At 68.0% G+C, this 12,937-nt stretch carries 12 protein-coding genes; 7 read left to right on the top strand and 5 right to left on the bottom strand.

Annotated features, from left to right (window positions below; genetic code table 11):
- Positions 1-55 precede the first annotated feature (55 nt).
- From KXD96_RS20625 to proB, 5 genes are all read left to right on the top strand, one after another.
- A complete protein-coding gene (locus KXD96_RS20625) occupies positions 56-2,869 on the top strand; it encodes a ribonuclease E/G (RefSeq protein WP_260739341.1) in 2,814 nt (937 codons plus the stop codon).
- Positions 2,870-3,083: 214 nt separating this feature from the next.
- The gene (rplU, locus tag KXD96_RS20620; RefSeq protein WP_260739339.1) at positions 3,084-3,395 is read left to right on the top strand and encodes a 50S ribosomal protein L21; all 312 of its coding nucleotides are present in this window, start codon (positions 3,084-3,086) and stop codon (positions 3,393-3,395) included.
- Between the two features lie 15 nt (positions 3,396-3,410).
- Positions 3,411-3,677: a 50S ribosomal protein L27 gene (gene rpmA, locus KXD96_RS20615; RefSeq protein ID WP_260739338.1), complete on the top strand. Its 267-nt coding sequence runs from the start codon at positions 3,411-3,413 to the stop codon at positions 3,675-3,677.
- Positions 3,678-3,758: 81 nt separating this feature from the next.
- Positions 3,759-5,201 (top strand): GTPase ObgE, encoded by a 1,443-nt coding sequence (gene obgE / locus KXD96_RS20610; protein ID WP_260739336.1) that lies wholly within the window; start codon positions 3,759-3,761, stop codon positions 5,199-5,201.
- A complete protein-coding gene (gene proB, locus KXD96_RS20605) occupies positions 5,198-6,301 on the top strand; it encodes a glutamate 5-kinase (RefSeq protein ID WP_260739334.1) in 1,104 nt (367 codons plus the stop codon). Before obgE ends, proB begins: the two co-directional genes overlap by 4 nt.
- A gap of 5 nt (positions 6,302-6,306) precedes the next feature.
- Here proB and KXD96_RS20600 read toward each other — a convergent pair whose 3' ends face one another.
- The 3 genes from KXD96_RS20600 to KXD96_RS20590 are packed head-to-tail and all read right to left on the bottom strand — an operon-like array spanning position 6,307 to position 7,950.
- On the bottom strand, positions 6,307-6,726 hold the full coding sequence (locus KXD96_RS20600) for a DUF5313 domain-containing protein (protein ID WP_260739332.1): 420 nt from the start codon (positions 6,724-6,726) through the stop codon (positions 6,307-6,309).
- 25 nt (positions 6,727-6,751) lie between these two features.
- The gene (locus KXD96_RS20595; RefSeq protein ID WP_260739331.1) at positions 6,752-7,243 is read right to left on the bottom strand and encodes a MarR family winged helix-turn-helix transcriptional regulator; all 492 of its coding nucleotides are present in this window, start codon (positions 7,241-7,243) and stop codon (positions 6,752-6,754) included.
- A 32-nt stretch (positions 7,244-7,275) separates the two neighbouring features.
- Entirely contained in the window at positions 7,276-7,950 is a 675-nt protein-coding gene (locus KXD96_RS20590) for a TetR/AcrR family transcriptional regulator (protein WP_260739330.1), read from the bottom strand.
- Positions 7,951-8,052: 102 nt separating this feature from the next.
- On the opposite strand from KXD96_RS20590, the gene KXD96_RS20585 reads away from it, so the two are divergent.
- Positions 8,053-9,321, top strand: coding sequence for a cytochrome P450 (locus KXD96_RS20585; protein WP_260739329.1), 1,269 nt, complete (start codon positions 8,053-8,055; stop codon positions 9,319-9,321).
- On the opposite strand, the gene KXD96_RS20580 is transcribed toward KXD96_RS20585, so the two are convergent.
- Both KXD96_RS20580 and KXD96_RS20575 read right to left on the bottom strand, forming a co-directional pair.
- The gene (locus KXD96_RS20580; protein WP_260739328.1) at positions 9,318-10,163 is read right to left on the bottom strand and encodes a Sir2 family NAD-dependent protein deacetylase; all 846 of its coding nucleotides are present in this window, start codon (positions 10,161-10,163) and stop codon (positions 9,318-9,320) included. The two genes, KXD96_RS20585 and KXD96_RS20580, sit on opposite strands and share 4 nt — an antisense overlap.
- Before the next feature lie 88 nt (positions 10,164-10,251).
- Positions 10,252-10,791, bottom strand: a complete 540-nt coding sequence (locus KXD96_RS20575; protein WP_260739327.1) for a cysteine hydrolase family protein — start codon at positions 10,789-10,791, stop codon at positions 10,252-10,254.
- Positions 10,792-10,850: 59 nt separating this feature from the next.
- Here KXD96_RS20575 and KXD96_RS20570 point away from each other — a divergent pair, with 59 nt between their 5' ends.
- Entirely contained in the window at positions 10,851-12,893 is a 2,043-nt protein-coding gene (locus KXD96_RS20570; protein ID WP_260739325.1) for an NAD(+) synthase, read from the top strand.
- Positions 12,894-12,937 lie beyond the last annotated feature (44 nt).

The following is a 12,937-nucleotide window of genomic DNA, read 5'->3' as shown; positions in this document are numbered from 1 at the left end:
GAAGCCCTCGCGTGGCCGCGTCGCAAGGACGCGCCCGGGGGCTTGAGGAGAATACGTGGTAGACGGTGCACCATCTGCAGAGTCATCCGAAGAGCCGACCCGGCCCGGCGAACTGCCGGACCGCCTGAGAGTCCATTCGCTGGCACGAACGCTGGGAACCAGCAGTAAGCGGGTGCTGGACGCGCTGAGCGAACTCGACGGGCGGGTACGCAGCGCGCACTCCACCGTCGACCGCGAGGACGCGGTCCGCGTACGCGACCTGCTTGCCGCCCAGCCCGGCGGAGGCGCCGAGGACACCGCCGTCGCCGGCGGCGAAAACGCCGACGAACCCGAATCCCGGCTGATGCTGGAGACGGCGATCGAGCGGCCGCATTACATGCCGCTGTTCGTCGCGCCGCAGCCGATCGAGGCGGACGAAGACGACGCGAACGCCGACGGCGGCTCCGACTCCGACTCCGACGATTCCGACACCGAGGACGAAGACGACCAGACCGATCGACCGGCCAACCGGCGGCGGCGTCGAGGCCGCCGCGGTCGCGGTCGCGGCCGCGGCGAGCAGGGCGGACCGGACAACCAGAACGACGATGACGACGAAGAGTCGCAACAGCGGGGCCAGAAGGCGGGCCGGGGCGACTCCTCCGACGCCGAGGAGGAGGACGGCGAAGAGGGCTCCGACTATTCGGACTCCGAGGACTCCGACACCGGTGACGACGGTTCGGCGGAGGGCGCCAGCCGCCGCCGCCGCAGGCGCCGCCGCCGCAAGTCGGGCTCGGGTGACGATGGTGACGAAAGCCCATCGCCCGACGACCCGCCCAACACGGTGGTGCACGAGCGGCCGCCCCGCAACGGCAAGAGCGGCGGCGACGGTGGAAACGGCTCGGCGAACGCCGAGATCAAGGGCATCGACGGCTCCACTCGACTCGAGGCCAAGCGGCAACGCCGACGAGACGGCCGCGACGCCGGGCGGCGCCGGCCGCCGGTCCTGACCGAGGCGGAGTTCCTGGCGCGCCGCGAGGCCGTCGAACGGGTCATGGTCGTGCGGGACAGGGTCCGCACCGAGCCGCCGCATCAGGGGGCGCGGTACACCCAGATCGCGGTCCTGGAGGACGGCATCGTCGTCGAGCACTTCGTGACGTCGGCCGCGTCCGCCTCGTTGGTGGGCAACATCTATCTCGGGATCGTGCAGAACGTCCTGCCCTCGATGGAGGCGGCGTTCGTCGACATCGGCCGCGGCCGCAACGGCGTGCTCTACGCCGGCGAGGTCAACTGGGAAGCCGCGGGGCTGGGCGGTTCCGACCGCAAGATCGAACAGGCGCTCAAACCGGGTGACTATGTCGTAGTCCAGGTCAGCAAGGATCCCGTCGGGCACAAGGGCGCCCGCCTGACCACCCAGGTGTCGCTGGCCGGCCGGTACCTGGTGTATGTGCCGGGCGCGTCGTCGACCGGGATCAGCCGCAAGTTGCCCGACGTCGAGCGGCAGCGGCTCAAAGAAATCCTGCGCGAGGTGGTGCCGTCGGATGCAGGGGTGATCATCCGCACCGCGTCCGAGGGCGTCAAAGAGGACGACATCCGCAACGACGTCACCCGCCTGCAGGAGCGCTGGAAGCAAATCGAGGCCAAGGCGACCGAGGTCAGGGATAAGGCCGCCGGCGCCGCCGTCGCGCTGTACGAAGAGCCCGACGTGCTCGTCAAGGTCATCCGTGACCTGTTCAACGAGGACTTCACCGGCCTGATCGTCTCCGGTGACGAAGCGTGGACGACGATCACCGATTACGTGAATTCCGTTGCGCCCGACCTGGTTTCGAAGCTGAGCAAGTACGAACCCCCCGCCGGCCCGGACGGCCAGGCCGGCCCCGACGTGTTCGCGGTGCATCGCATCGACGAGCAGCTCGCCAAGGCGATGGAGCGCAAGGTGTGGCTGCCCTCGGGCGGCACGCTGGTGATCGACCGCACCGAGGCCATGACGGTGGTCGACGTCAACACCGGCAAGTTCACCGGGTCCGGCGGCAACCTGGAACAGACCGTCACCAAGAACAACCTCGAGGCGGCCGAGGAGATCGTCCGCCAACTGCGGCTGCGCGACATCGGCGGCATCGTGGTCATCGACTTCATCGACATGGTCCTCGAGTCCAACCGCGACTTGGTGTTGCGGCGTCTGACCGAGGCGCTGGCTCGCGACCGCACCCGCCATCAGGTGTCCGAGGTAACGTCGCTGGGCTTGGTTCAGCTGACCCGCAAGCGGTTGGGGACAGGGCTGGTCGAGGCGTTCTCGACGTCGTGCCCCCACTGCAGCGGCCGCGGGATCCTGCTGCACACCGACCCGGTGGACTCGGCCCCCTCGAACGGGCGCAAGTCCGAGTCCGGTGGTCGCCGCGGCAGGCGCTCCAAGAAGAACCGCGCCGAGGAGCCGGTGGTCGCCAAGGTGCCGGCCCACGCTCCCGGCGAGCACCCGATGTTCAAGGCGATGGCCGCCGGCGGCTCGGCGCAGAACGGCCGCGAGGACGAAGAGTCCGACGAGTCCGCCGAGGAAGCGGCCAACGAGCTCGATGAGCAGAAGCAGCGCGACGTAGCCGAGATCGAGGACACCGACCAAGAGGACTTCGAGGAGTCTGACGAAGACACCGACGAGGATCTCGACGAGGACGAGGACGAGGACGAGGACCTCGACGACGAGGAAGACCTTGGCGACGATGACGACGACCTGGAGATGGACGACGACGACCTGGACGTCGAGGATTCCGACTCCGATGACTCCGACGACTCCGACGAGGGGTCCGAAGCGTCCTACAGCGCCGGATCGGGGTTCGGACGTCCCCGGCGGCGCCGCGCGGCGGGCCGGCCGGCAGGCCCGCCGATCCACGCGGACTGACCCGACCCGGTTTGACCCTGTAGCCGCTGGTCAAGTACCCTAGGACAGTTGTCGCCAGGCCGTGTGGACTTTGGCCGGCGACAGCGGGACTCCCGGGCAGTCGGCGCGGACCCGCAACCCAGACCCACTGAGCTTTGTCCGAGCGCACCGCCGGTGGCTCGCGCGCGAAGAGCCGAAGAAGCGGCTGAGCAGAGGAAAGAAGGCAGGAGCAACGATGGCGACCTACGCAATCGTCAAGACGGGCGGCAAGCAGTACAAGGTCGCCGTCGGGGACGTGGTCAAGGTCGAGAAGCTCGACTCCGACCCCGGCGCGAACGTCTCGCTGCCCGTCACCCTGGTCGTGGACGGCGCGAAGGTGACCACCGACGCCGCGGCGCTGGCCAAGCTGGCGGTGACCGGCGAGGTGCTCGAGCACACCAAGGGCCCCAAGATCCGTATCCACAAGTTCAGGAACAAGACCGGCTACCACAAGCGTCAGGGACACCGTCAGCAGCTGACGGTCCTGAAGGTCACCGGGATCAAGTAGCGGGAGGCGACAGAAATGGCACACAAGAAGGGCGCTTCCAGCTCGCGGAACGGTCGCGATTCCGCTGCTCAGCGGCTTGGCGTGAAGCGGTTCGGCGGCCAGATCGTCAAGGCGGGCGAGATCATCGTTCGCCAGCGTGGCACCAAGTTCCACCCCGGCCTCAACGTCGGGCGTGGCGGCGACGACACGTTGTTCGCCAAGGCCGCCGGAGCCGTCGAGTTCGGCATCAAGCGCGGACGCAAAACCGTCAGCATCGCCGCGGCCGACCAGACCACCGACTGACCATCGCGAGCGTGCGCTCACTGCGAAAATCGAACGCGAAGTTCGCAGTGAGTACACGTTCGGCGGTTGGGAGGATCCTCGATGCCCCGGTTCGTCGACCGCGTCGTCATCCACGCGCGTGCGGGTTCGGGCGGTAACGGCTGTGCGTCGGTCCATCGCGAGAAATTCAAGCCGCTGGGCGGTCCCGACGGCGGCAACGGCGGGCGCGGCGGCAGCATCGTGTTCGTCGTCGACCCGCAGGTGCACACCCTGCTGGACTTCCACTTCCATCCGCACGTCACCGCGCCGTCGGGCAAGCAGGGGATGGGCAACAACCGCGACGGGGCGGCCGGCGCGGATTTAGAGGTCAAAGTTCCCGACGGCACCGTCGTGTTGGACGAAAATGGGCGGCTGCTAGCCGATCTGGTCGGTGCGGGCACCCGCTTCGAAGCGGTGGCCGGAGGTCGTGGCGGCCTGGGCAACGCGGCACTCGCCTCGCGCGCGCGCAAGGCCCCCGGTTTCGCGCTGCTCGGGGAACAGGGCGAGGAGCGGGACCTGACGCTGGAGCTCAAGACCGTCGCCGACGTCGGTCTCATCGGGTTTCCCTCGGCCGGCAAATCGTCACTGGTGTCGGCGATCTCGGCGGCCAAACCGAAAGTCGCGGACTACCCGTTCACCACGCTGGTGCCCAACCTCGGTGTGGTGTCGGCGGGCGAGCACACCTTCACCGTCGCCGACGTGCCGGGCCTGATCCCCGGCGCGTCGCAGGGCCGCGGCCTGGGCCTGGATTTCCTTCGGCACATTGAACGGTGCGCCGTGCTGGTGCACGTCGTCGACTGCGCCACCGCGGAGCCGGGCCGCGACCCGATCTCCGACATCGACGCGCTGGAAGCCGAACTCGCCGCGTACACGCCTACCCTGCAAGGGGATACGACGCTGGGTGACCTCGCCGAGCGGCCACGGGCGGTGGTGCTCAACAAGATCGACGTGCCCGAGGCGCGTGAGCTCGCCGAGTTCGTCCGCGACGAGATCGCCGAGCGCGGCTGGCCGGTGTTCCTCGTGTCGACGGTGTCGCGGGAAGGGTTGCAGCCGTTGGTATTCGGGCTCTGGCGGATGATCTCGGAATACAACGCCGCCCGGCCGGAGATCGTGCCGCGGCGGCCGGTCATCCGTCCGGTTCCCGTCGACGACAGCGGCTTCACCGTCGAGCCGGACGGCAAGGGCGGCTTTGTGGTCACCGGCGCCCGGCCCCAGCGTTGGGTCCGGCAGACCAACTTCGACAACGACGAAGCCGTCGGTTATCTCGCCGACCGCCTGGCCCGGTTGGGTGTCGAGGAGGAACTGCTGCGGCTCGGCGCGCAACCCGGGTGCGCCGTGAGCATCGGGGACATGACATTCGACTGGGAGCCGCAAACGCCTGCGGGACAACACGTGGCGATGTCGGGCCGCGGGACCGATGTGCGGCTGGAACGTAGCGATCGCACCGGTGCCTCGGAGCGTAAGGCGGCCCGGCGTCAGCGCCGCGAACGCGGTGACGAACAGTGAGCGCTCAGCGCGACGCCATCCGGACCGCGCGCAGCCTGGTGGTCAAGGTCGGAACCAACGCGTTGACCACCGATTCCGGCGTGTTCGACGCCGCCCGGCTGGCCGGGCTGGCCGACGCCATCGAGTCGCGCATGAAGGCGGGCACCGACGTCGTCATCGTCTCTTCGGGCGCCATCGCCGCCGGTATCGAGCCGCTCGGATTAGCCCGCCGCCCCAAGGATTTGGCGACCAAGCAGGCCGCGGCGAGCGTGGGGCAGGTCGCGCTGGTGAACGCGTGGAGTGCGGCGTTCGCGCGGTATGGCCGCACGGTGGGTCAGGTGCTGCTGACCGCGCACGATATCTCGATGCGGGCCCAGCACACCAACGCCCAGCGCACGTTGGACCGGCTGCGCGCCCTGCACGCGGTGGCGATCGTCAACGAGAACGACACCGTGGCCACCAACGAGATTCGGTTCGGTGACAACGATCGGCTGTCGGCGCTGGTGGCTCACCTGGTCGGCGCCGAAGCCCTGGTGCTGCTCTCCGACATCGACGGTCTCTACGACTCCGATCCCCGAAAAAGCAAGGGCGCTCGATTCATTGCGGAAGTGTCCGGCGCGGCGGATCTGTCCGGCGTGGTCGCCGGCCCGGGCAGCGACCTGGGTACCGGCGGAATGGTGTCGAAGATGTCGTCGGCATTGCTGGCGGCCGACGCCGGGGTGCCGGTCCTGCTGGCCGCCGCCTCCGCCGCCGCGACCGCGCTGACCGACGCCTCGGCCGGCACCGTGTTCGCCGCGCGGCCCGTCCGGATGTCGGCCCGCCGGTTCTGGGTGCGGTATGCCGCCGAGGCGGCCGGTGCGTTGACCCTGGACGAGGGGGCGGTGCGCGCGGTGGTCGCCCAGCGCCGCTCACTGCTGGCCGCCGGGATCACCGCGGTGTCGGGCCGGTTCTACGCCGGAGACGTCGTCGAATTGCGCGGCCCGGACGCGGCCATGGTGGCCCGGGGCGTGGTGGCCTACGACGCCACCGAACTGGCGACCATGATCGGCCGGTCGACCTCCGAGCTGCCGGGCGAACTTCGCCGGCCCGCGGTGCACGCCGACGACCTGGTGGCGGTGTAAGCCGGCTAGCTGAAGGGGTTGCTGTTGTCCTGCCACGCAGCCGATTCGGGACGCGGGCCGAAACGGCGGGCGTACTCCTCATGCATCTTCGCTTGTTTCTTGTTCTTGAGCACATCGACCAGGTTGGGGTCGAGGCCATGCTGCGCCAACCGGTGTCGGCGCCAGACCTTGTTCAGCGCAAGCGAGATCAGCAGGGCCCAGACGTAGAGCGGCACCGTCATCTCGGTGTGCACATACAGCGATGCGGGCAGCAGCCAGAGGGGCGCGAGGACGAACAGCGGGGGTACGGCCCACCGGAACATGTGCCGGCGCACGGCTCCCTTGCCCGCCAGATCGTTGGCGACCCAGTCGCGCATCGAGTCGGGTAGGCATCGACCGTACGAGTAGGCGATGTATTGCCAAACGTTGGGTTTGGTGTTGGTCATGGTGGCTGGCTCCTAGGGCCGGTTTTCAGGACTGTAGCGCGCCCGCCGCCAAGGCGGCCGCGTTGACGCGGGTGAGCACCTGGTGCAGGTGCGCAAGTTCGCCCATGCCGACGCCGAGACGCTCGACCACGGCGGGCGGAATCTTGCACGCACGTCGGCGTAAAGCGGTCCCTTTGCCGGTGAGTTTGACGTCAGTGGAGCGCTCGTCGACGGCGCTTCGTGCACGGGTGATCAGGCCGAGCGCCTCCAAGCGCTTGAGCATCGGCGACAGGGTCGCCGAATCCATCTGCAGCGTGGTGGCGATCTCCTTGACCGACAGCGGCTTCTGCTGTCGTGTTGCCGCCTTCTGGTGACCCCAGAGCGTCAGCATCACCAGATATTGGGGGTGGGTCAGCCCCAACGGCTCCAATAACGGCCGGTAGACGGCCAGGACCGCGCGGTTGGTCACGCTCAGCGCAAAGCAGACCTGCTGCTCGAGGGAGAGCGGGTCGGTCTCCGGTGCGGTCAACTGCGCCATACTTGCAAGGTACCTAATTATTAGTGCACTAACTATATTGTGTTCGTCACAGGGTCCGTGGTGACTGTGGTTGGCTTGAGATACAGTGCGCCCCAAACGATCTCAGCCAGTGTGGCGGCCAGTTCGGCGTCGTAACCGGCGGACGCGGTCGGAAGGTTTTGCTGGCACGCGCGCTCCACCATCCACGTCAGCGCGCTGGCGGTGGTGGCCGCAGGCAGCTCTGGCCGGATAGAGCCGTCGGCCTGGCCATGCTCGATGACGCGGGTCATCCGCCCGGTAACGGCGGTCAATAGGTTGCGGTAGGTCGCCGCGACCAGCGGGTCATAGCCGGCCATCTCGTTGAGCGCGACCAGCAGCGGTTGGTGACGCCGATAGCTGGCGAGGATGCCGTCCATCGCGGCACGGACGTCGCCCGAATCGTGCCGCGCCGCCACGCTCCACCAGCGATCCGCGTTGTCGGCGAGATCGGCGAACACCTGGTTGGCCAGGCGGCGCAATAGGTGGCCTTTGTCCTCGAAGTAGATATAGAAGCTCGCGCGGGAGATGCCGGCCGCGCCCGACAGCCGGTCCACGCTGAGCTCGGTGAAACTGGCGCCCTCGCGCATCAGCCGCTCGGTGGCCTCCAGCAACCGGCGCTCGATCTGTTCGCGCCGCTGCTGACGTTCCCGTTCGCGGTTGGCCTGCCGCTTGCGCGTAACCGATGGCATTCACCCAGCATAGACCGCTATTTGACGACTTGACTAGACACTATGTCTAGGAATAGTGTTGCGGGCAATTGTGACCGAGGTCATACGCAACGGAGGATCGCCATGACCGTGATGACCGGGAGGTCGGGCATCGAGCGCGCCTACGACCCCATCGACCTGTCCTCGCGCGCATTTTGGTCGACGACCGCGGCCGATCGGGAACGTTCGTTCGCGGTGCTGCGGGCCGAGCGGCCGGTGAGCTGGCACCCGCCGGTCGAGGACGCCCTGATGCCCGATCCCGACGACCCGGGCTACTGGGCGGTCACGAGGCGCGCGGACATCGTCTCGGTCAGCCGCAACAACGAGGTCTTCCTGTCCGGCCGGGGCGTGTTGTTCGAGAACGTCCCCCCCGAACTGCTCGAGGCGTCGCAATCCTTCCTGGCGATGGACCCACCGCGACACACCAAGCTGCGCAAGCTCGTCAGCGCGGCGTTCACCCCGCGGCAGGTCCGCCGCATCGAGGACTCGATCAAGGCGAACGCCAGAACCATCGTTGAAGAGCTCCGGAATGCAGGCAGCGGCGTCGATTTCGTCGAGCACTGCGCGAAGCAACTGCCCATCCGCACGCTCTCGGACATGGTGGGAATCCCGGAATCCGAGCGTGAGCGGGTGGCGCACGCCGCCGATGCGATGGTGTGCTGGGCGGATCCCGTTTACCTCGGCGGGCGCAATCCGCTGGAGGTCTTGGTGGAAAGTCAGATGTACCTGCATCAGGTTGCCGGCACGTTGGCCGCGGAGCGCCGCGAGCGGCCGGGCGACGACCTGTTCAGCGGCCTGGTGAACGCCGAGGTGGACGGTGACCGGCTGACGGACGCGGAGGTGGCCGCGTTCTTCGTGCTGCTGGCCGTGGCCGCCAACGACACCACCCGTCAGACCACCAGCCATGCGATGAAGGCGCTCACCGACTTTCCCGACGAGAGGGCCTGGCTCCTCGAGGATTTCGACAACCGGATCAGCATGGCGGTCGAGGAGTTCATTCGGTGGGCCAGCCCGGTGATGACCTTCCGGCGGACGGCGGCAACGGATGTCGAGCTGGGTGGCCAGATCATCCGGGCGGGTGAAAAGGTGGTGATGTTCTACCCGTCCGGCAACTGGGACACCGAGGCTTTCGACCATCCGGAGCGTTTCGATCTGAGCCGCGACCCCAACCCGCACGTCGGCTTCGGCGGGGGCGGGGTGCACTTCTGCCTCGGCGCACATGTGGCCCGGGCGCAGCTGCGCGCCATCTTCGCCGAATTACTGCGGCAGGTGCCGGACATTCAGGCGGGCGAGCCGAACTACGTGGCGGGCAACTTCATCCACGCCGTCCGCAGCATGCCGTGCATGTTCTAACGCGTTGGTATCGGCGATAACTCGTCCACTAGCAACGTCAGCAGTTCGGAGCAGCCGCCGTCGACCTTGACGGTGGCCAGCGCATCGCCCCGAGTACGGCCCCGGTTGATGATGGTGATCGGCATGCGGCGCGCGGCGGCGTGACGCACGAACCGGTAGCCGGAGAACACGGTCAGCGACGAGCCGGCGACCAGCAGCGCATCGGCTTCATCCACCAGTGAATAGGCTTGGTCGACAACGGCTTTGGCGACGTTCTCGCCGAAATAGACGATGTCCGGCTTGAGCATGCCGCCGCAGCGCGGGCAGTCGAGATAGCGGAACGACGTGGTGTCGGCGACGACGGCGTCGGCGTCGGGCGCCACGGCGAGACCGCCGACCGCTTCGGCACGTTCGATGAATCCCGGGTTGAGCGCTTCCAGCTCGTCGGCCAGCGCGGCGCGGCTTATGGCGTACCCGCAGCCCAGGCAGATCACCCGCGCGTAGGTGCCGTGCAGGTTGACGACGTTCGCGCTGCCGGCCTTGGTGTGCAGCAGGTCGACGTTCTGCGTGATCACCCCGGTCACCACGGAAGCGCGCTCGAGGGCGGCCAACGCCCGGTGCCCGGCGTTGGGCAGGGTGTGGTCCATGTGGCGCCAGCCGACGTGATTGCGCGCCCAGTAGCGCTGCCGGAACACCGGATCCGACGTGAACTGGCGGATCGTCATCGGGTTGCTGGGCGGCGAATCAGGCCCGCGGTAGTCGGGGATGCCGGAGTCGGTGGATAGCCCCGCGCCCGTCAGCACCGCGATCCGAAGGCCGGCCAGCAGGGCGACCAGCTCCGGCGATTCGGCGCAGCGGGTCACCGTGCCAGGGTAGCCGCCCTTCGCGACCGTCCGTGTTTGTACGCCGACACGCCGATGCCGCTGGCATTGTGCGGCCCCTCGCGGGCTTCTAGCCCAGGCACTCCGCGCCGGTGGTGAGCTCCGCGGACATGTTCTTCTCCATCATTTTCACCGCGGCCGCGGCCAGCTCGGCGTCGATGCCGGCGACGGTGTCGGTCGCGATGACGACGGGAAAATGGCGCACGTACGCGTCGAGGGCGGTGTAGAGGATGCACTGCTCGGTGACCTGGCCGGCGATGATCAGCCGCTTGGTCTCCAGCCGGTTCAGCAGATACGCCAGCGCGGTCGCGTAGAAGGCGCTGTGCCGCACCTTGGTCAGGACGCGGCAGTCCCCGGCCGGGACGATCGGTTTCACCAGATCGGGACGCGCGCCGTCGAGCGCGGAGCCCACGATGTCGGAGAACTGGGCCGCGAAATCGCCGTAGTTGTCGTTGACGTAGATCAGGTCGACGTCGTCGGATTCGCGTGCGCGCCGGACCAAATCGGCCAGCGGGTCGATGATCTTGGCGACATTGGGTATTAGCTGTTCAGCATCGGGATGCTGATAGGTGTTCATCATGTCGACCACGACGACGGCAGTATCGCTCATGATGGAGGGGATACCCGGCGGCCGCGGGTTGACACCGGTCAGGCGACAATGGAAGGGCGATGGACTTCTACAACGCTTACAGCCAGGGCTTCGTCCGGGTCGCCGCGTGCACCCATCACACCACGATCGGCGATCCGGCGGCCAACGCGGAGTCGGTCCTGGGGCTGGCGCGCGAGTGCCACGACGACGGCGTTGCGGTGGCCGTGTTCCCGGAGCTGACGCTCTCCGGGTATTCCATCGAGGACATCGTGATGCAGGACCTGTTGCTCGACGATGTGCAGGCCGCCATCGAGAGCATCGTCGCGTCCTCGACCGATCTGCTGCCGATCCTGGTTGTCGGCGCCCCGCTGCGGTACCGGCATCGCATCTACAACACCGCGGTGGTCATTCACCGCGGCGCCGTGCTCGGGGTGGTGCCGAAGTCGTACCTGCCCACCTACCGGGAGTTCTACGAGCGCCGCCAGATCGCGGCCGGGGACGACGAGCGCGGCACCATCCGGATCTGTGACGCCGATGTCCCGTTCGGCTCCGACCTGCTGTTCGCCGCGTCCGATGTCCGCGGCTTCGTGCTGCACGTCGAAATCTGCGAGGACATGTTCGTGCCGATCCCGCCCAGTGCGGAGGCGGCGCTGGCCGGCGCGACGGTGCTGGCGAACCTGTCCGGCAGCCCCATCACGATCGGCCGCGCCGAGGACCGCTGCCTGCTGGCCCGCTCGGCATCGGCGCGGTGCCTGGCCGCCTACGTCTATGCCGCCGCGGGCGAGGGCGAGTCGACCACCGACCTGGCCTGGGACGGCCAGACCATGGTGTGGGAGAACGGCGAACTGCTGGCCTCATCCGAGCGCTTCCCGAAAGGCGAGCGGCGCAGCGTCGCCGACGTCGACATCGACCTGCTGCGCTCAGAACGGCTGCGCATGGGGACGTTCGACGACAACCGGCGCCACCACCGCGGCTCGGCCGAGGCGTTCCGGCGCATCGATTTCCGGCTGGACCCGCCGGGCGGCGACATCGGATTGCGCCGTGACATCGAGCGATTCCCGTTCGTGCCTGCCGATGCGCAACGCCTGGAACAGGACTGCTACGAGGCCTACAACATCCAGGTCGCCGGTCTCGAGCAGCGGCTGCGCGCGCTGAACTACCCAAAGGTGGTCATCGGGATCTCCGGTGGCCTGGACTCGACGCACGCGCTGATCGTCGCCGCGCGCGCGATGGACCGCGAAGAACGGCCGCGCAGCGACATTCTGGCCTTCACACTGCCCGGTTTCGCGACGGGCGATCGCACCAAACGCAACGCCATCGAGCTGTGCCGCGCGCTCGGGGTCACCTTCGCCGAGATCGACATCACCGAGACCGCGATGCTGATGTTCAAAGAGATCGACCATCCGTTCGGTCGCGGCGAGAAGGTCTACGACGTCACCTTCGAAAACGTCCAGGCCGGACTGCGCACCGACTACCTCTTCCGCCTGGCCAACCAGCGCGGCGGCATCGTGCTCGGCACCGGTGACCTCTCCGAGTTGGGGCTGGGCTGGTCCACGTACGGGGTGGGCGACCAGATGTCCCACTACAACGTCAACGGCGGTGTCCCGAAGACGCTCATCCAGCACCTGATCCGCTGGGTCATCTCGTCCGGCCAGTTCTCCTCCGAGGTCACCGACGTGCTGCAGTCGGTGCTCGGCACCGAGATCTCCCCGGAACTCGTTCCGAGCGGCGAAGAGGAAGAGCTGCAGAGCAGCGAGGAAAAGGTCGGACCCTATGCGCTGCAGGACTTCTCGCTGTTCCATGTGCTGCGCTACGGGTTCCGGCCGTCGAAGATCGCGTTCTTGGCCTGGCACGCGTGGAGCGACCCTGAGCGTGGGACCTGGCCGCCTGGATTCCCGGAGGACAAGCGACCGACTTACTCGCTGAAGGAGATTCGGCACTGGCTCGGCGTTTTTGTGCAGCGCTTCTACTCGTTCAGCCAGTTCAAGCGCTCGGCGCTGCCGAACGGCCCCAAGGTGTCCCACGGTGGTGCGCTGTCGCCGCGCGGTGATTGGCGCGCCCCGTCGGACATGTCCGCGCGCATCTGGCTCGACGAGATCGAGCGCCAGATTCCCGAGGAGTAGCGCGCTCGTGAGCCCGCCCGGGCAGGGCGGGCTCACGGCGTCCG

This window comes from Mycobacterium sp. SMC-2 (assembly GCF_025263485.1).
Classification (GTDB): domain Bacteria; phylum Actinomycetota; class Actinomycetes; order Mycobacteriales; family Mycobacteriaceae; genus Mycobacterium.
The sequence above is the reverse complement of the archived record's forward strand: the minus strand, read 5'-3'. Positions and strand labels throughout refer to the sequence as shown.